The organism is Arenicella chitinivorans, from assembly GCF_014651515.1.
Classification (GTDB): Bacteria; Pseudomonadota; Gammaproteobacteria; order Arenicellales; family Arenicellaceae; genus Arenicella; species Arenicella chitinivorans.
Genome location: NZ_BMXA01000001.1, coordinates 1,129,632 through 1,149,486 on the forward strand (window position 1 = coordinate 1,129,632; position 19,855 = coordinate 1,149,486).

Below are 19,855 nucleotides of genomic sequence, written 5' to 3' on the forward strand. Positions count from 1 at the left end.
CGACACTACATAAGCTTGATGTAGAGCAGGATGATCAGCGCAATCCAGGCTGTTTCGGTGACCAAAATCAGAATTGGTTTCACGCCAACATGCAACAACTGTCGCAGGTTGCTTTTCATACCGATAGCCGCGATGGCCATCACCAACGCAAAGCGTGACACCTCACTGGCGCCGGTAATCAATGTTTCGGGTAGAGTGACAAGGCTGTTCAGTATCATCAAGGCGATGAACGCGGTGAGAAACCAGGGTAAAAGCGGAACTCGGTGAGCCTCTGTGTGCTCTTTACGGGCTTTAAGAAAAAGCACGAACATCAACACCACGGGTACTAGATAACTAACGCGTACCAGTTTAGTCAGGGTTGACAGATCCCCAGTTTCGGTTGATACGGAGTAACCGGCACCAACCACCTGGGCTACATCGTGGATAGTGCCACCCAGAAATAAACTGGTTTCATAAGTTGACAAGCCGAGTTTCGCAGCGAGAATCGGATACATAATCATGGCGACCGTAGAAAGTAAGGTAACGCCAATCACCGTTAGCAAGGTATCACGTTCACGGCCAGGGTAGTTTGGCATGACCGAGGAGATTGCCAGTGCTGCCGAAGCGCCACATATTCCGACCGCACCACCGCTGAGTGCACCGAAATAACGTGACATACCAGCAAGTCGGCTGATGGTCAGACCGATCAGAATCGTGGAGCCGACTGCCAGAGCAAGCAGCAAGCATGCCTGCCATCCCAGCGCGAGTAAATCGGCTACCGCGACCCGCAATCCAATCAGCGCAACGCCAGCCTTGAGCAAGTGGCTGGCTGCAAAATCGATGCCATATTGACACTTCGTTTCTTCATAGAGAAATGAGACTGCAATGCCCAGCAGGAGCGCCAGCAGCATTACCGGCGTTGCGTAATGTTCGCTTAAGAACATGGCCGCCAATCCAGTAATCCCCACCACACCAATTCCGGGTGAAAATCGCTGCCAAGCGTTGAGAAAACCCATAAAAATCTGAACCTTATGCGGCTAATGCAACAAGTACTTCACGTTTTCGTTCACCACTGTATGGACGGCGACCGTGCATGGTTAATTTATTATCCACCAATGCCACATCGCCATCCTGCCACTGCAAATCGAAGGTGTATTTTTGGGCCAAATCGACAATGAGATCCAGCCCCTCACGGGGGATCGCTGAGCCGTCACCGAAGGTGATGGCGCGCGAGGGATTTTCACGCACGCCTTGCCACCCAAGGTACGCGGCAATGAGCTGGTTGTAAAATACGCGCGTGCCGTTTTCCAATGTCAGTACGGCGGGTAGAACCGGCGTGGTAGCACGCAGGCCACCGTTTGAATCCCATTCCCAAGTGTAGCCCATGCCCGCCAACTTGGCCTCGGCCTCGGTGATGTCTTGCGCACTCATGGTACTGCGCCAACTGCGGCCCTGACCTGATGCATGATCGTCTTCGGCTGGCATGTGCGTGGTATACAATAAGCCGAGTGAGGCAAACTTGGCGGCTAGCTCGGCGTCGGCTGCTTCCAACCCTGCGAACAACATGTCAGAGCGACAGAGGGGGGTCGCGCCACCTTGATCTGCAGCGGACTTGCAGAAAAAAAACAGTTTTTGCGGCGATTTGGGTGTTTGTGCCATTTCGTGGTGAAGAAATATCTCAACGTCTTTGGGCGCCTCATTGGCCGTAAACACACGCTTAGTGAAATTGATCCTTACCGCGTTTGATAGTGATTCCTGATACGTGAAGCTCGGGTAGCCAAACGCATCTGAAAAGGTATCGAAGGATTCGGCATCAACAACCGGAAACCCGCGGAATAACAGGGCTCCAGATTGGGCCAATTCGGTTTCCAGTTCTTGTTGGTTGGCCTGTAGCCATGCGCGTGTTTCGTCCAGCGTGCGAAACTCTTGCTCGTTTACCACAATAGAAGGGAAAACGCCGGATTCGAACTGGAGTTGGTCTTTGCTTGTCTGATAGTTAATCATGAGTGGACTCCTTGACGTGCGCAATTGATATTAATCATAAATTGGGTGAAAGCGATTGAATGCCTGAGCACAAAATACCCCGGGGTCATTAAATCGACGGTTTTGGTTTAATGCACTAATCGACTGCATTTCCGCGTCACTGAGTTCGAAATCGAAGAGCGCGGCATTCTCGATCATTCGTTCTGGCTTACTGGTTTTGGGGATGATCGCTGTACCGCGCTGAATCCCCCAGCGTAGCACGACTTGAGCTGGTGTCTTTCCAGTTCGTTTAGCTGCTTCCAATACACTCTGTTGGCTGAGCACAGACTCTTGCTGGGTGGCCATGTCTAATTCTAGATAAGACAGCGCGCCGAGGGGCGAAAAGGCAGTGACCGGGATATCGTTCATGGCACACAAACGCAGCAGTGGTTCTTGTGTGAGGTAAGGGTGCGCTTCGATTTGCATCATCGCTGGCTTCACGTGCGCGTAGCTTAGTAGGTCATGTAACAGTCCAGTGTTGTAATTACACACTCCAATTTGACGGGCAAGGCCTGCGGCATGAATATCTTCCATTCCTTGCCATGTTTCACTCAATGGCACTTTGGCTGGGACCATCCGCGGCGCATCTGCCGCAGGGTCAAAAAACCAGCCTGCAGGGTAACGGGTTTCAATTGGAACATACGTTTGAGCGATCGGAAAATGCACTAAATACAAATCAAGATAGTCTAATTGTAAGTCACTCAGGCTTTTTTCAATCGCCGGTAGAACATGCTCACGCGCGTGATGGGTGTTCCAAAGCTTCGACGTGACCCACAGTTCGTCCCGGGTGCAAAGGCCGTCGTTTAATGCACGCTTTATTCCCATGCCGACCTCGCGCTCGTTACCGTAGTCGCTGGCGCTATCCAGGTGTCGGTAACCCAGTTCAATGGCTTTATATACCGTATCGGCACAGGTTTCAGGTGGCAATTTCCACAGGCCGAAACCAACGGGAGGAATCTGAGTGAGGGTTTTAGTGTTCATCAATTCTTTGGTTTTTTGTTGTCGGTGTTGCATTTATGCTGCGCTCAATATTATTATATCTTATATAAGATATCAAAGTTATTTTGTATGAGGTCTTGGCGTATTATTTGCATTGCAGAGGTCCTTATTGTTTGAGACTTGGTTAGAATAGGGTGGAGTTCGTGAAACTGGCAGCGGTTGTTGTCATGTCTCGAACCACACTAAATTCAACTATTCGGGTGTGCGCCATGTCCCTTACAACAAATTTTCAACCGCTTTATAAACAGGTTTACGACGTCTTGGTCAAGCGACTGGTCGATGGTTACTGGAAACCCGCTGAGACGCTGCCGAGTGAATTCGCGTTGGCAAAAGAACTCGGGGTCAGTCAAGGCACCGTGCGAAAAGCGTTGAATCAGATGGTGGCGGAAAACTTGTTGCGCCGCCGTCAAGGTAAGGGCACCTATGTGTCTGAGCACACTCAAGAGAGTTCCTTGTATCGATTTTTTCGATACCGCGAGCCCGGTGGCGAGAAGGTTATTCCGGAAACCACGGTGATCGGGACACGACGTCGCAAGGCAACAAAGCAAGAACAATCGAGATTTGGTTTGGGCTCGAACGTGCAGTTAGTGGAAATGCAAAGGCTAAGAACTATCAAAGATTTACCAGCGATTTATGAGATTGTTGTTCAGCCTTTATCATTGTTTCCAGACATCGACAAAGAAAAAGAGTTACCGAACTCGCTCTACACGCTTTATCAAGAAAAGTATGGCATGAGTGTAGTTGAAGTGCGTGATGAACTGAGCGCTGTCATTTTGTCTGAAGAAATTGCAGAGCACCTGGACTTAAAGCCGGGCGCGCCCGCGCTAAAAAACACGCGCTCGAGTATCAGTATCGATGGTCGTGTTATTGAAGTGAGCACGGCTTATTGTAGCAGTAACAATTTTGTTTATTCGGTCACCATAAAATAACTCAACTATGCGCTGAGGTGGCCAGCGTGATTGTGTAATTTATGACTAAAAACAAACTGGCCCAATCACTATCTCTGGATACCCCCGACTGGAACGCCATTGACGCAGCGCATGTGGTAGGAACACTCGAACACTGCTCAAGTACTCGGGTTTCGATACCGTTGTCTATTGGTACCATCTCGGTGGAAATGTTCGAACATGGTGTGCGCTTCGCTTCCGATAAGCAACGACAATACGATTATCAGCTTGTGCTCAATCCACCGGCACTCAGCGAGCTGTCGCTCAATGTGATGGAGGAGTATGCAGAAATTAGTTCGCCACATTATGTGATGCGAGTGGACTTCGCGCCGTTCGCGTTTCAGGTGGTCAATCATCGCGGGCGAGTACTGGCAGCCTCTGCCAATGACGGTCACTTTGTTCGTCAACATCGCATACCACCCTTGGCTCGCACTGAAGATGGATGGCTTTGGTCTATGGCTATGGCGTCTGGGGAACGGTTTTACGGCTTAGGCGAAAAATGGGGGGCTCTGGATAAGCGCGGTCAGTTAGTCCGATCATACAATCACGACGCGCTGGGTGTGAATGGCGAGATATCCTATAAAAACACCCCGTTTGGCTGGAGTCCCGAAGGGTGGGGCGTGTTCATCCATACACCAGCCGCCGTCACACATGCAGTAGGTTTTCCGGCATGGTCGCAGCGTAGCTATTGCGCGTACATCGAAGATACTGTGCTCGATATCTTCGTGCTGTTATCGGATCCCGATGTCGTTGCGCCAAGCGTCGGCCATACGATGCTTCGGCTCTATTCGGATATCACCGGTTACGCACCACCACCGCCAAGTTGGTCGGGTGGTGCCATTCTGTCCAAAGCTTACTACAAAACCGCAGATGAAATTATTGCTGTGGCGGAAGATGTGCGGCGACGTCAACTTCCTTGCGATGTGATTACCTTTGATGGTCGCGCTTGGCAGGATACCGATACACGCTTTGCGTTCGAATGGGATGCGTCAAGATATCCAGATCCAAAGCCTGTGATCGACCGTTTAAAGCAGCTTAATTTTAAGATCTGCGTTTGGGAGTATCCGCTTATTTCCGTTCAGCATCCTTGGTTTGACGAATTTGCTGAGAAGGGCTGGCTACTCAAAGATCGGCGCACGGGCGAGGCCTATCGCTATTCGTGGGACATGCAAGCTTTTGGCAAGGTACTTACGCCGTTGCCCGATTCTGGGATTGTGGATTTTACGCACCCAGATGCTTACGCATTTTGGCGAGATGCACACAAGCCTTTGTTTGAACTCGGTGTTGATATGATCAAGGCTGATTTTGGTGAGCAGGTCGAAGATGACCAGATGATCGCGCACAACGGTGAGCATGGTTTGGCATTGCATAATGTGTATGCACACCTGTACAACCGGTGCGTTTATGAAGCGGCAGAAATGTACTGTCAGTCTGGACCTTTCCTATTTAGCCGCTCAGCATGGACTGGCAGCCAACGGTACAACAGTCAATGGGGCGGCGATCCACAGGCAGACTGGGAAGGCATGATGGGGAATATCCGCGGTGGCTTGTCTTGGGGGCTCTCTGGCGCACCATTTTATGCAACGGATATCGGTGGATTTTATAAAGATACGCGAAACGCTGCACTTTATGTTCGCTGGGCTCAAGCCGGTGTGTTTTCTGCACACTACCGACTCCATGGTATCGGGGCACGTGAGCCGTGGTCCTACGACGCGGCTGCAGAGTCTGCGGTGCGATCTGCGATCCTATTACGGTATCAGCTTCAGTATTACCTTCAGCGCACAATGCGCCAAGCCACCGAGAGCGGTATTCCGGTACAGCGCCCCATGGTGTTGTCATTTCCAAATGAGAAGCAGGCATGGGCGTTCGAAAATCAATTCATGTTTGGTGAAGATATTCTGGTTGCACCTTGTTTCTCGCCTGACGGCGTTGTTGACGTGTATTTTCCACACGGGCAATGGGTGAGACTCGATATCAATGCGAGCGCATCGCAAGCTGTCTACGACGGGGGACGAGTGCACAGGTTGGCGCTTGCGCTCGACGAGATTCCGGCGTTCATTCAAACCAGCTCACGAATCCCGTTGAATGCGCTACATCAAGTTACATCGGACATACCGATGGACCAAGACAATAACTACAAAATAGAACGATTCTGGCCACAATAGGCTGGAGCAGGGGGAGGCATGTTTGCCAACGAACTCATATTTACGCTGTTGTCGTGTGTCTTCTTTATGGCACTCGTCGGCTGGTTGTCGTATCAAAAAACCAAAGGAAGTGTGGATGACAAGGACGGCTATTTTTTGGCTGGACGAGGCTTAACTGGCACATTCATCGCGGGGTCAATGTTGCTCACGAATTTGTCAGCTGAGCAATTGATCGGTCTAAATGGCTCGGCGTACGGCTTTAATATGAGTGCCATGGCCTGGGAAGTCACAGCGGGCTTTGCGACGATCATTATGGCATTGGTGTTTTTACCTCGATATTTATCAGGTGCTTTCGCCACATTGCCTACGTTTCTGCAAGACAGGTACGATGACGGCGTACGTCGATTAACCGTGGTTCTATTTATGGTTGGTTATGGCCTAGTCACCATACCATCGATTCTCTATTCTGGGTCGGTTGCCGTATTGCGACTCTTCGATGTACCTACGTTGTTGAACCTGCCTTACTCGCAAGCCCTCGTCGTTACCGTGTTGATTGTGGGGTCAGTCGGCGCAGTGTACGCCGTGTTTGGCGGGTTGAAGGCAGTTGTTGTGTCCGACACTATCAATGGCATCGGGCTGCTCATTATTGGGTTGCTGGTGCCAACACTGGGCTTGATTCTGCTCGGAGACGGGAGTTTTATGCAAGGCCTGACCACCGTGGCGACCACTGAAACGCATAAGCTAAACGCAATTGGTTCGCCAACTGATCCAGTGCCTTTTGGGACGATTTTTACCGGCATGATCTTAGCCAATTTATTTTATTGGGGCACAAACCAGTACGTTATTCAGCGTACGCTCGGTGCGGCAAGTTTGGCAGAAGGACAGAAGGGCGTATTGCTCTCGGGTTTCTTCAAGCTGTTGGTGCCGTTTATGATGATGATTCCCGGGGTTATTGCCTACCATCTTTACAATCACGGTGGCGAGACCCTCCCGTCTATCGATCTGGCTTATCCACAGTTGGTCAAAGATGTCTTGCCCATCTACTTGTCTGGCTTTTTCCTCGCCGTGTTACTTGGCGCCGTATTTAGTTCGTTTAACTCTTTGTTGAATAGCGCTGCGACGCTGTTTTGTTTGGACGTTTACCAACCGCTGAAAAAAACCGAAGTATCTGATTCAGAGTTAATCAAAGTGGCGAAAATTGCCAGTATTGTGATCGCCATATTCTCGTTTATCGTAGCGCCGCTGCTGCAATTTGCCCCCGAGGGTTTGTGGCAGATTATTCGCATCTTTACGGGTTTCTATAATATTCCCGTTATCACGATTGTCTTGGTCGGGCTCTTCACGCGCCGGGTACCCGCACTTGCCGCTAAAGTCGCGATTTGTTTCCATGTTGTGGCTTATGGGTTACTTAAATTTGTCATCGATATCGATTTAAATTTCATCCATATCTACGCGGTGTTATTTGTGATCGAGGTTGCCATTATGTTGTTGATCAGTTACTGGCAGCCCCGCAGCACGGATTGGCACTTTAAGCATGCTGCTAAGGTGGATATGCGGCCATGGCGTTACGCGCCGGCGGCAAGCATGACGATGATTAGCGCGATAATCCTGGTGTATTTGCTTTTTTCTCCGGTCGGTTTGGTTGGCGGAATTACGCCAGCGTTCTGGGTTTACGCTAGCGTGTGCGTATTGCTTAATGTTGCGCTATGCCTTTGGTCAATTAAACGACCGCGTCAAACGCATTCCTAACACGAAGCACTTTTTTTGCGTCTTGATTCGAACCAAGCGCACCACGACCGAGGACGCATATAACTCTTATATAAGATATCTATTGTAAAATAAACCAGTGTTGGGGTAGACTGGTTTGATTGGTGTAATCTGACACGCGCAACTCAGCGTAAGTTTGGCGTAACGCGACTCATACCGTGTTGATCAGAGGCCCAATACTCAGTTAGAGCAGCGTCGCTCTGACAATAACCACTGAGAGGAGAAAAATAATGAATACAAGGTTAAAAGCAATCCCGAGGCTTATTTTGTCGGGCACTGTCGCGGCCGGATTATCCATGCCCGTTGCACACGCGCAGACCGTGTTAGAAGAAATCGTGGTGACCGCACAAAAACGAGAAGAAAGAGTCTCCGATGTGCCAATCGCAGTGTCCGTACTAAACTCAGATAAAATTGACGCCGCGCACGCGGTGGGCTTCGAGGGTTTGCAGCAGCTAATACCTTCGGTATCTGTCCGAAAGGGGAATACCAACCGCAACTCGACAGTGGTTATCCGAGGGATCGGCACCATCTCTTTTAGTACCGCCGCTGAGCCAAGTGTCTCTACCGTCGTCGACGGCGTGGTACTTGCGCGCTCTGGGCAGGCTTTCACCGATCTATATGATCTGGAGAGGCTAGAGGTCTTGCGCGGGCCACAAGGCACCTTATTTGGTAAGAATGCGTCCGCTGGCGTGGTGAATATGACCACCAAACGGCCCAGCGAAGAATTGACTGGCAGTGTGGATGTCTCTGTTTTCGAAGGCAATGAAACCCGTCTGAAAGGTCGCATATCTGGGCCGTTGTCGGAATCTGCGCGAGCCAGCTTGACGGTGTTTGATGGCAGTTTCGATGGTTACATTACCAACACGTTCACAGGCCAAGACACCAACGGATACGATCGCACTGGTTTCCGAGGTATGCTTGAATGGGATGTGTCTGACTCGGTCGACGTTTTGGTCATTGCCGAGGATTACAGCGCTGAGGATAATTGTTGTGCGGACTTAGAGGGTTTGCCGAGTGGCCGTAACCCAGCATCGCCTGCCGCTCCTAACAGTGCGGGCATTGTCAATGGTGTTGCCGATATCGACTTATCTCAACGTTTAATTGATCATGATCTGGAAACCAGTACGCAAGACGACCATTCAGCGTTGTCGGTGCAAATCGATGCGGATATTGGTGATTATGTACTGACCTCAATCACCGCGGGCCGCGAGTGGGATAACACTGAAGTCCGTGAAGGCGACTTCACTTCCAATGCTGGTGACGTTGCACAACCGGTGGACTTTTCGAACACCTTCTTCCAGCTTCATGACCTGGGTATTCAAAGCTGGGAACAGTTTTCGCAGGAATTGCGCATTACCTCGCCAGCCGGTGAACGGTTTTCATGGCAAGCCGGTTTGTTCTACTGGAATTTGGAGTCTGACCGTAGCTTCAGACGCGACGCCAGTTGCCAAGTGCACCCAAATAATGACCCAATCTTGGAGGCGAACCCTGGCTTAACGTGCTTAGCCAACGATATCGTTGCAGCCACAGCCGTATTTGATACCAAGTTCGAGAACTTTGCGGTTTTCGGACAGGGTAATTTGCGTCTCAGTGACACGCTTAATTTGATATTAGGCTTGCGTTACACCGATGACGAAGTGTCCTTTAACCATCGACGAACCAATGACGACCCATTTGGCCGACGCGGTGTTGGTGTACGTGGGGCCGGCAATAACACTGACTTTTCAAATTCAACCAGCGAGACCAATACGTCAGGAAAGATTGGTTTGCAATGGGATGTGTCGGACAGTGGTATGCTGTACGCAACCTACTCACAAGGCTACAAGGGCCCGGCCTTTAACACTTTTTATAATATGGCCGAGACCGACACCTTACCGATTGGTGCGGAAACGTCGGACGCGTATGAGTTGGGGTACAAACTGACTACCGATTCTTTGTTTGCCAACCTGACCTTATTCAAAACCGACATCGAAGGGTTTCAAGCCAATAACTTTGACGACTCCAGCGGTGTCACCATCACGCGGTTGACGAATGCAGGCGACGTTTCAACCCAAGGCATCGAGCTCGATTTACTGTGGCAAGCTACTGACAACTTGCAAATTTCGGGTGGCTTTGCTTCGGTGGACGCAGAGATTGACCGATTTAATTGCCCGCGCGATGCGGCGGCGGGTAGCTGTACGGATCGAAGTGGCCTGGATGTGCCATTTTCACCTGACTTAAAGTACACCTTGAGTGCGAACTACGTGCTGCCGATGTCATCGTTTGACGTCATTCTCAATGGCTCGTTCGTTCATATGGACGAACAAGTGTCTGATCTGCCTGGCAACAACGGTACGGTTAACCCCGCCGCGGTCTTGCCTGGTTATGACATTTTGAATGCCAGCGTGGCCTTCTCATTTAACGAGGGGCGATACGTGCTGACATTGATTGGTAAAAATCTAGGCGATGAGTCCTATGTGACGACCTACAGCGGGGACAATTTCCGCTACCAAATTCCGCGCGATGCAGAGCGGTATTTTGGCGTCTCATTCAAGGCCGAGTTCTAATTCAGCGCGCTTCGATACTCACCAAAAGCCTCGCACACGCGGGGCTTTTTTATGGCGGCGCACAAGGATGTGCGCAGGATAATGCATCATGGCCTGTCGCCTAGCGACGTGTTTGAAAGCGCATAACCTCCGGTGCGCCAAAGTGCCCAAATACAGTTTGTGCGTACTGCTTATAACCCTCTGCAGTAAACCAAGCGCCGAGCCCATCACGGTTACTTGCGTCTTCAATATGGAATTGCTGCGCTGGCATATAACTATAGCCAACCAGGTACGCGTGCTCGCCCAGCAGACTTGTTGCCTGATCAACCACCACCGATACATGGCCAATGCCACCGCTATTATTTTGCACAAACATATCGCCCGCCCTTAGCTCGGAGAGCGAGCGCACCTTTTCTGCACCAGCTTTAATTGAGTACGAGTTTGAATACGCCATATGCCATCGTAAATACGCGGTAAAGTCTTTGTCTGCGTTGGCAAATGGTCTGGGGTTGCCGTGATAATCATAGAGTGCAAGTTGGTCTAATGCATTCACACTGTTTAGGTAATCTGCCCAAAGCCGCATGCTGAAGTCGGCGCACTGTTCTAAGTCAGCATCAAATAGCAATGGCAGATCAAGGACCGCAACTGAGTCGTAATAGTCTTCGGGTAGGAACGCACCAGTCCACAATGCAACTTGCTTAGTCTGTTTGAGCGGTAGGCCGCGTAAGAAAGCTTGATAGCTCTGAGCAGCGTTTTCTGTTCGCGTATACCCATCAGGCGGCGAAATGTCCCCGATGCGCTTCGCGGCATGACTAGTCATTGGGTTGGCGCAAAACCAGAACAATAGGAGTACCAAGGTGTGTTTGAGACTGAACATAGCGTATCAGGGGAGGGCGATGTTGAATTTTCCTTTCACTTACTTTCACTTAGACACTCCGTTAGTCACAGACGAGTCTAGCAGCGTTGTGCTGCACTATAGCAGAGAGTCTGCTGCGCACTACTGAACCATTACCGCTCGGTAAAGTGTCTGATCAGATGCGTTGTCGTTGGATTGCGAGATAGTATAGTGGGCTGGCGGAGAGAGGGGGATTCGAACCCCCGATACGCTATAAACGTATACACACTTTCCAGGCGTGCGCATTCGACCACTCTGCCACCTCTCCGATTGCAATGCCGTCAGCTTTTGTGTTGTCTAAGCTGAACCGAAACCTGGCGGTTTCGTTGGTTCTGACTGTCTGTGTTTGGCCGTTAGTCAGAACGATGCGGAGGATAAACTAGTTTGCGGTGAGGTTCAATTGCTTATTGCGAGGTAAGGCGCGAATCGCTATTCTGCGCATCATGCGTATTCATCTCGTAATCCCTCAAATGTATCGACTGCTGGCGAGTGCAGTACGCTTTTTATTCCGTCATGTAGAGCTAATACTGATTTTAGGGTTAATCACGCTCGCGGCGGTGCAATATTATTTGCGTCCACAGTCCCAGTCGTTGGATCAAGTCCTCGCGAGTGGAGAGCTGCGAGTGCTTATTGCCGACGAACCCGATTCGCAGTTTATGTTCAATCGCCAGCATTACGGCTTTGAGTATGAATTGTTGGCACGGCTGGCGGAAGACCTTGGTGTCGAATTACAGTTGGATGTGGTGCCGTATGGTGAGCTGTTCACCTTGCTCGACAGTGGTATTGCAGACATTGCCGTTGGAGGTATTCTCGAGTCACCGTTTGTTCACCGAGTTAGTCAACCGACTATTCCGTGGTACCAGGCTAAAACTACGGTTGTCTACAAGCGGGGCACTCAACGTCCTAAAAATCTACAGGACTTGCAGAATGCGAAGATCCTAGCTGGTGCACGTTATTATCAGCTCGATGAGCTTGCCGGGCTTAACTTGGTGGACGATCACCGCTCCGAATACGATTTATTTACCGCGGTAGACAAGGGCAAAGAGCAGTTTGTGCTGAGTACCAATTATCGCGCCCTAAATGCTAAACACTACATGCCGTACTTAAACCGTAGTTTTATTTTGCCAGAGAAAGTTGGCGTGGTCTGGGCCTTGCCTAAACGTGTCGATACGGCCTTGTTGAATCGCGTCAACGGGTTTCTACAAGCAGCATTGGATGAAGGGCTGCCAGCGACACTGGCGAATGATTATTTCAAAGCACCGAATCGGCTCTCGACGTACGATGTGTTGGCGATACATCGTAAAATTGAATCTGCCTTGCCCGACTTCGAATTCGCCTTTCGCAAAGCCGCGCGGCGCGGTAAAACCGATTGGCATCTACTGGCTGCGATGGCCTATCAAGAATCTCGTTGGTCCAACGATGCGACGTCGCCCACGGGTGTGCGGGGCATTATGCAACTCACAACCCAAACCGCCGAATACCTGGGAGTCGAAGATCGGCTCGATATGACTCAAAGTATTGATGCTGCAGCCCGTTATTTATACCTGCTCAAGGCTAAATTACCTAAGGAAATCAAGGAGCCAGAGCGCACATGGTTTGCTGTTGGTGCATACAATATTGGCTGGAAACACATTCGTTATGCTTACCAAAAGGCCAAGCGCGATGGCAAGGATTACACGCAATGGCGGACCATCAGCGACATGCTTCCGACTCTGTACGATGAACCCTACTCAAAAGGCGTGCAGGCTAAGCGTTATGTTGAGCGGGTCCAAATCTTCACCGACATTATGCGGTTTTATGATTTGCATCAGCGCGAAGATACGCCCCTCGAACCGGGTGTCGCAGAGATCGGCAATTTACGAGCACAGAAATGATCCCCAAACACTGTATCCGTAAGGGCGCAGCCGCTATAATCGCGCGCTTTCAATCCAGAAATTGTGCGGTAACTTAGGACTATGTCGGCACCAGAAACTTTTTTCCATATTGGTTATGCGCGCGCAGCGTCAACGTTTTTGCAAAAAACTGTGTTTCCGGCGCTCACTGGCTTGCAATACATTCCACGCAACAATTTTCGCGTTCGGGAGCGCGAGAAGCGCCGATTTAAGGCCGACAAAATTTTAATGTCGCGCGAAGCAGGGGAGTTTATCTTTGATCGGGTTGAGCGCGTTCATGAAATATTTGGCAGCCGAATAATAATTTCGTTGCGTCGTCATGATGTGTTGGCGGCATCAACCTATCGACTGTATGTTAAAAATGGTCAGACCTTCCGATTTGAACAGTTTCTGGATTTAGAAAACAATAATGGTGTGCGAAAACTGGAAGATTTCACCTACATGCGTCTGTTTGAGCATGTGGAAAAAGTGACTGGTCAAAAGCCGATTGTCCTAATCTTTGAAGATTACATCGCTGACCCTGATTTCTACATCGACACTCTGTGTACGGCGTTGGATTGCGGCGTGGACAAATCCAAACTCAGCCACCGCGCCGTGCACAAATCATACAGTGACAAGCAGTTACGCCTGCGACGTCAGATGTCGGAAAAGTATTTGTCGCCAACGGAGTCACATGCACGTTTAACGGGCATCGGGATTGACGACTATACCTTTGGTCGGCGTATGAAAGAAAAAATTATGGTCCGTGTATCGGGTCTGCTGATGCGCCTAATTCGCTTCGCGCCGGACTCTTGGCTAAATCAAGAACCGCTGATTAATCAGGCGCATGCAGACGCCGTACGTGAGTATTTCGCTGAGGATTGGAAGGCAGCCTATGCGTACGTCGAGCACCAAAGCGAGGCGCTCGGCGTAACACGTCGTAAACCTGCGCCGTACTAGCGGTAACCGGCAAGTTCCTTACGGGCAACTTGCATTCGATGGACTGAATCTGGACCATCCGCGAAGCGCAGAGTACGCATCTGCGCGTACATATCCGCCAACGGCGTGTCTTGCGAGACCCCTGTGCCGCCAAACATTTGCATGGCTTCGTCAATCACCTTCAAGGCCATGTTTGGTGCTACTACTTTGATTTGTGATATGTATGGCGCTGCTGCATGCGGGTCACCCTGATCCATCATCCAGGCGGCTTTTAGGCAGAGCAGTCGCGCTTGCTCGATACCAATTCGACAATCCGCAATGATGTCGTAGTTCGCGCCTAGCTTCGCCAGCGGGCGGCCAAAGGCAGTACGGCTGGTGGCGCGTTCACACATCAGTTTCAAGGCACGCTCGGCCTGACCAATCGCACGCATGCAGTGGTGGATACGTCCTGGGCCTAAGCGACCTTGACTCACTTCAAAACCGCGTCCTTCACCCAAGAGCAGTGCAGAGGCTGGGACTCGAACATTCTCGAATCGAATGTGCATATGACCGTGTGGTGCATCGTCATGACCAAATACAGTCATGGCGCGCAGAATCTTGATACCGGGCGCGTCTGCTGGAACCACAAACATTGAATGTTGCGCGTGTCGTGGTGCTTCGTCGACGGCCGTCTTAGCCATCAGAATGTACACTTTGCAGCGCTCATCGCCAGCGCCCGAAGACCAGTACTTCTCGCCGTTGAACACCCAGTCGTCGCCATCACGCACGGCACTGAACTTGAGATTAGTTGCATCGGATGACGCGACATCGGGCTCAGTCATTAAATATGCGGATCGTATTTTACTTTCAAGAAGTGGTTCAAGCCATTGTTTTTTATGATCTTCTGAGCCATATCGCTCCAGGACTTCCATATTGCCGGTGTCTGGCGCTGAGCAATTGAACACCTGAGGACCTAACACACACCAGCCCATTTGTTCTGCCAAATACGCGTACTCGACCGTCGACAGTCCGTAGCCGCGCTTCGAATCGGTTAGCCAAAAGTTCCACAAACCTTGTTCACGGGCTTTGGCCTGCAAGCCCTCTAAAATTTCATACTGACGTTGAGTCATGGCGAAGCGATTGCCGTCTTTGCCAACTTCACGATGAAATTCGATGTCGGCGTCCAGCACTTCTTCCTGAATCAGCTTAGTTACTTTGTCTAAAATGGGTTGCAGTCGTTCGGTGACCCCTAAGTTCATAGTCATACGGATTCCTTTGGTTATTGGTTACTTTGTCTAATTATATTCTGCCACCAATTCTACGATATTCGGTCCATTTGATGTGGGCTATTTGCTCCAGGCTATCGTAAGCTTAGCAATGCCGTTACAATCAGCGACCGAGTGAACCCAAGAGAACAAGTAATGCAGACCATTCTCGCGCCGATGGAGGGCGTCATTGATGCCGAGATGCGTGCGTTGTTAACCAGTCTGGGTGGTTTCGATCGCTGCGTTACGGAGTTTGTTCGAGTCACTGAGCAACGACTTCCAGCCAAAGTGTTTCTGCGGTATGCACCGGAGCTCGAGCAGGGTGGTGTGACACCGTCGGGCGTACCCGTGTATTTGCAACTTTTGGGCGGCAATCCTCGTGCCATGGCCTTCAATGCGCAACGCGTGGCGAAACTCGAGCCGGCGGGCATTGATTTAAATTTTGGTTGTCCATCCAAAACCGTAAATCGCAGCGATGGTGGCTCGATATTGCTTCGAGAGCCACAGCGCGTGTTCGATATTGTTAAAGCGGTTAGAGACGCTGTTGACCCGTCCATACCCGTGACAGCTAAAATTCGGCTCGGCTTCAGCAATGCCGATCACCTGCTGGAAATCGCGCATAATATTGCCGTCGCCGGCGCAAACGAACTCTGCATTCATGCGCGTACGCGGGAAGACCGCTACAAACCGCCTGCATACTGGCATCTGGTTAAGCCTGTCCAACGAACGCACTGCTTGCCAATTACCATCAATGGTGAAATCTGGTCTGTCGAAGATGCATTGCAGGCGCGCGCGGTCAGTGGTTGTACTGGTGTGATGCTCGGGCGCGGCGTATTGCGTTTTCCGCAGTTGGCAGCACAGTTACGGGCGTATGATTTAGGGCAGGGGTTTGAGGAGTTCGATTGGTTTGGGCTGCAAAGTCGAATCACCGATTATTTAAATTCTACCCAAAAGCGGCATAAGTATTTTGTTGGTGGTCGCGCCAAACAATGGCTGGGATTTTTATTGCGCCGATATCCTCAGGCTGGTGAGCTGTTTCATCGAATTAAACGTTTGCGATTCGCTGATGAGGTGTTGGCCGAGTTCGACGCCTTCGCCGCAGAATCGAAGACAACTGGCTACGCGACAGTGAAAACAGGTCCCGAACCGCATGCCATGGAACTGGTAAAACCATGACATCACTGGCGCCACCGCAGGAAGAGGAAATTACCCGCATTGGATTGTCGTTGATCGTTATCCTGGCTGGGTCTTTTTTAGCCCCGTTGTTGATGCATTCAACCACCTTGGCAATTCCGAGCATGGCGGTGGATTTGGCCCTGAATGCCGAGGCGGTCAGTTTACTAACGCTTGGCCACGTGTTGTGCAGCGCCTGTACGGTGCTGCCCGCAGGTAAACTGTCTGATAAATATGGTCGGCGCCGCGTGTACGCCTGCGGCACTATTATTTCCGGGTTAGCTTGCATGCTAGGTGCTGGTGCGAATTCGGCGGTATTATTGATTGCCGCGCGATGCTTGCAGGGCGTTGGCGGCGCGCTGATTTTTGCGAGTGCTCTCGCGTTAGTGAACCGCATTCCTCCGCCTGCGCACAAAGCGCGCGTGATGGGTATCTATATTGCGGTGGCGTACTTAGGGATTGTCGTCGGTCCCCCCTTCGGCGGTATGGTATTGGCGGTCGCCAGTTGGCACTGGGTATTCCTAATTCCGGGCATATTGTTATTGATAACCGGTCTCGTTGGTTTGTTTGGGCTCGATTGGGAACGTTACGGTAATCGGCAAACGAGATTGCGCGGACTCGACACCAGCCTATACGTGCTGTCCTTGAGCTTGATCGCAGTCTCTGTGTTTAAGATGGATGAATTGATCGGACGGTTGACCCTACTGATTGGTCTATTGGCATTTATCGGGTTTTGCTGGTTTCAGTCGCATCGTCGCGACCCCTTACTACAAGTCGCGTTGTTTCGCCACAATGCGGTATTCACGGTCATGGGATCGACCTATTTTTTGGTCTACAGTGCAATTCTAGCGTTGGCATTTACACTGACCTTGTATCTTCAGTACCTGCTTGGCATCGACGCGCTGACTACGGGCTGGATTTTGTTATCGCAAGCCTTGATGACCGCCTTGATCGCACCTGCTTCTGGTTGGCTGAGTGAACGGTTTAAAGTCCACCAATTGTTGCTGTTCGGCACCTCGTCCATGGTGCTGGGTATCGCGTGTTTTAATGCGCTGGATGCGGATCAGAGCGTTTGGGTAGTGTTGCTGGGGCTTAGTTTGGTCGGGCTCTCGGTCGGCGTAATGGACACGCAAATTATAAATGCCGCACTGAATTCGGTTGCTGCCGAAGATTTGGGTAGCGCCTCAGCCACACTTAATGGGTTGCGTACCATGGGCGGTTTTGTTGGCGTTGGCCTAGTGTCATTTTTGATGAGTCAGTATTTGGGCAAGCAGGAGATCGTGCCGGCCTTATACCCGGCATTAACCCAAATGTTGCATAGTTACTTTATAATTTCGACTGTGCTGGTGTCGTTGGCTCTGGCATTGGTGGTTTGGGGATACACACAAGGCTTATATTCTGGTCTCAATACACGTAAACATCATGACAAACCCAAACCCTGACTGGCTCTATTCTGATCCATTTATTCTGCCTGTTACCGTCGGAGCCGACGCGATCGACAGCTATCAACACGTCAATAATTCAGTGTACCTGCGTTGGGTTGATGACTGCGCCAGAGCACATTCACTCGCGGCCGGAATTGACTGTGAACACGCGGTTAGCTTTGGTCATGGTATGGCGGTGCGAGAGAGCCGCGCCACCTATCTGGCGGCGGCGTTTGAGGGCGAGCAGCTGTTGGTCGGAGCTTGGGTTCTGCGCAACGATCGCAAGCTGCGTATAACCCGGCAATTCCAGATTGTGCGCAAAACCGATGCGGCAACACTGGTTACCGCGGAAGTCGATTACGTGTGTATCGACATTCAGTCCGGTAAGCCCGCCAGAATGCCCGCCGAATTCCGCGATAACTATATTCCGATTCAAATTTAAAGCTCACACAGCGCCCGCATATGACATTTCGATGTGCATTGTGTGGGGCAACGCATAAGCGCAGCATCTAACTCTACACTGACCGAGTCAACCTTAACTCGGAGTGTGGAATGGAACAGTGTGATTTAGCAATTGTCGGTGGCAGCTTTGCCGGTCTCTCGTGTGCACGTGAAGCGGCGCATAATGGATTAGCCACGCAGGTGTTTGAGCGCAAGGTCGCGCCCGGCGCGTACACTCAAAGCACCGGTCTATTCGTGCAGGAAATCGCCGAGCAAATGGCTTTGCCCGAACGCTTGATCCGGCGTATCACCGGCGTACGTTTGTACGCACCAAATTTAAACTACGTCGACCTTAAATCACCGGGCTATGAGTTCATCGCCACCGATACGCCTAAGCTTTTGACTTGGATGGCAGAGCAAGCGCAACAGGCTGGCGCGATTATTTCCGCTTCGGAGCAGGTGCAAAATGTGGTCCAGTATGCGGATCGTGTTGTCTTGCCAGAGCAGGATACTGCTGCACGGTATCTCGTCGCGGCAGATGGTGCTAACTCCACGGTGGCCCGCGCACTCGGCCTCGGCACCAACAAAGTGATGCTAAGTGGCGCGGAATACGAAGTCGATGGTTTCCATGACCTGCCGGACGACATGTTGCATGTATTTATCAGTAATGAGTACGCGCCGGGCTATATTGGTTGGCTATTTAAGGGCGTTCACAGTGCGCAGTTAGGCATCGCGGTTAAGCCCGGTCATCGAGTACGCCTACGCGCATTTTTTGAGCTTCTGAAGCAGCGGTTTGATCCGAACGCCAAGATGCTAAGCGGACGCGGCGGCTATATTCCCTGTGGTGGTGTGGTGCATCCCTGGGCCAGAGACAATGCCTGTCTGCTCGGTGACGCCGCCGGTATGGTGTCGCCGCTCACCGCAGGCGGAATCCATCCCAGCATCGAAGTAGGGCAGCAACTTGGCGCTGCCATCGCCATGCATCTACGGCACGATCTACCACTCCCGCAAGAGCAGATTCGCGCACTGGTCAAAACGTATCCCGTTAAGCGTCAACTGCGCAGAATAGCGAATCTGGTGTCGTTCTCGGATCACATAAGCAACCACGTCATCAACAACACCGCATTCCAGCGCGCAGCGCAATTAATATTCTTCCACAACCGCGGCCTGTTTTCCAAGCGGGCATGGGGCGAGATTTTATTCTCAAAGGGGCTCGCTCCATAAGAATGCTTTTTCATGCTTGAATGGTCGAGTAGTGCCCAACTGTGCGTGAGTATTGATGAATTTATAGTCAATAAAATCAAATAGATAAATAAATAACTTGAAGTAAATTAACCTGCCTTTGACATTAACAATTGTTTAGAATATCTTACTACTTTGGTTGGAAATGGAGCGCGCTTGACTCACCAAGTGGTCTCTAACTGAATATTGAATCAGGGTTACACGCCCCGGAAGGCATAATTGTTTATTTATATGTAAGGGAAT

15 protein-coding genes and 1 tRNA gene are annotated in these 19,855 nt (G+C 50.8%); 10 read left to right on the forward strand and 6 right to left on the reverse strand.

The annotated features are described in order from the left end of the window. Window positions 1-5: 5 nt before the first annotated feature. From IE055_RS04980 to IE055_RS04990, 3 genes are read right to left on the reverse strand one after another with little or no spacing between them, the layout of a single operon-like run. Window positions 6-995, reverse strand: coding sequence for a YeiH family protein (locus IE055_RS04980; protein WP_189398869.1), 990 nt, complete (start codon window positions 993-995; stop codon window positions 6-8). A gap of 13 nt (window positions 996-1,008) precedes the next feature. Beyond that, a complete protein-coding gene (locus IE055_RS04985) occupies window positions 1,009-1,983 on the reverse strand; it encodes a TauD/TfdA family dioxygenase (RefSeq protein ID WP_189398870.1) in 975 nt (324 codons plus the stop codon). Between the two features lie 30 nt (window positions 1,984-2,013). Further along, window positions 2,014-2,982, reverse strand: a complete 969-nt coding sequence (locus IE055_RS04990) for an aldo/keto reductase (RefSeq protein ID WP_189398871.1) — start codon at window positions 2,980-2,982, stop codon at window positions 2,014-2,016. A 227-nt stretch (window positions 2,983-3,209) separates the two neighbouring features. Between IE055_RS04990 and IE055_RS04995 the strand changes: the two genes are divergently transcribed. The 4 genes from IE055_RS04995 to IE055_RS05010 all read left to right on the forward strand — a co-directional run bounded on the left by IE055_RS04995 (window position 3,210) and on the right by IE055_RS05010 (window position 10,404). Further along, window positions 3,210-3,929 carry a GntR family transcriptional regulator gene (locus tag IE055_RS04995; RefSeq protein ID WP_189398872.1) on the forward strand — a complete coding sequence of 240 codons (720 nt, stop codon included), beginning with the start codon at window positions 3,210-3,212 and terminating at the stop codon, window positions 3,927-3,929. A 41-nt stretch (window positions 3,930-3,970) separates the two neighbouring features. After that, window positions 3,971-6,112 (forward strand): glycoside hydrolase family 31 protein, encoded by a 2,142-nt coding sequence (locus IE055_RS05000; RefSeq protein ID WP_189398873.1) that lies wholly within the window; start codon window positions 3,971-3,973, stop codon window positions 6,110-6,112. An 18-nt stretch (window positions 6,113-6,130) separates the two neighbouring features. Continuing rightward, on the forward strand, window positions 6,131-7,840 hold the full coding sequence (locus IE055_RS05005; RefSeq protein ID WP_189398874.1) for a solute:sodium symporter family transporter: 1,710 nt from the start codon (window positions 6,131-6,133) through the stop codon (window positions 7,838-7,840). A 248-nt stretch (window positions 7,841-8,088) separates the two neighbouring features. Further along, a complete protein-coding gene (locus tag IE055_RS05010) occupies window positions 8,089-10,404 on the forward strand; it encodes a TonB-dependent receptor (RefSeq protein WP_189398875.1) in 2,316 nt (771 codons plus the stop codon). Between the two features lie 100 nt (window positions 10,405-10,504). Here the strand turns inward: IE055_RS05010 and IE055_RS05015 are convergent, their stop codons facing one another. After that, entirely contained in the window at window positions 10,505-11,260 is a 756-nt protein-coding gene (locus tag IE055_RS05015) for a DUF4846 domain-containing protein (protein WP_229794137.1), read from the reverse strand. 195 nt (window positions 11,261-11,455) lie between these two features. Beyond that, window positions 11,456-11,546, reverse strand: a tRNA-Ser gene (locus tag IE055_RS05020). 175 nt (window positions 11,547-11,721) lie between these two features. Between IE055_RS05020 and IE055_RS05025 the strand changes: the two genes are divergently transcribed. Continuing rightward, window positions 11,722-13,152, forward strand: coding sequence for a transglycosylase SLT domain-containing protein (locus tag IE055_RS05025; protein WP_189398877.1), 1,431 nt, complete (start codon window positions 11,722-11,724; stop codon window positions 13,150-13,152). A gap of 81 nt (window positions 13,153-13,233) precedes the next feature. Continuing rightward, on the forward strand, window positions 13,234-14,109 hold the full coding sequence (locus IE055_RS05030) for a hypothetical protein (RefSeq protein WP_189398878.1): 876 nt from the start codon (window positions 13,234-13,236) through the stop codon (window positions 14,107-14,109). On the opposite strand, the gene IE055_RS05035 is transcribed toward IE055_RS05030, so the two are convergent. Further along, a complete protein-coding gene (locus IE055_RS05035; RefSeq protein ID WP_189398879.1) occupies window positions 14,106-15,332 on the reverse strand; it encodes an acyl-CoA dehydrogenase family protein in 1,227 nt (408 codons plus the stop codon). The two genes, IE055_RS05030 and IE055_RS05035, sit on opposite strands and share 4 nt — an antisense overlap. A 156-nt stretch (window positions 15,333-15,488) precedes the next feature. Here IE055_RS05035 and IE055_RS05040 point away from each other — a divergent pair, with 156 nt between their 5' ends. The 4 genes from IE055_RS05040 (at window position 15,489) to IE055_RS05055 (ending at window position 19,594) form a co-directional block, all read left to right on the forward strand. Then, entirely contained in the window at window positions 15,489-16,508 is a 1,020-nt protein-coding gene (locus tag IE055_RS05040) for a tRNA dihydrouridine synthase (RefSeq protein ID WP_189398880.1), read from the forward strand. Next, window positions 16,505-17,947 carry an MFS transporter gene (locus IE055_RS05045; RefSeq protein ID WP_189398881.1) on the forward strand — a complete coding sequence of 481 codons (1,443 nt, stop codon included), beginning with the start codon at window positions 16,505-16,507 and terminating at the stop codon, window positions 17,945-17,947. Before IE055_RS05040 ends, IE055_RS05045 begins: the two co-directional genes overlap by 4 nt. Further along, a complete protein-coding gene (locus IE055_RS05050) occupies window positions 17,928-18,371 on the forward strand; it encodes an acyl-CoA thioesterase (protein WP_189398882.1) in 444 nt (147 codons plus the stop codon). The genes IE055_RS05045 and IE055_RS05050 overlap by 20 nt, the downstream gene beginning before the upstream one ends. Before the next feature lie 110 nt (window positions 18,372-18,481). Beyond that, complete coding sequence (locus IE055_RS05055) at window positions 18,482-19,594, forward strand: NAD(P)/FAD-dependent oxidoreductase (RefSeq protein WP_189398883.1); 1,113 nt, start codon at window positions 18,482-18,484, stop codon at window positions 19,592-19,594. Window positions 19,595-19,855: the final 261 nt, after the last annotated feature.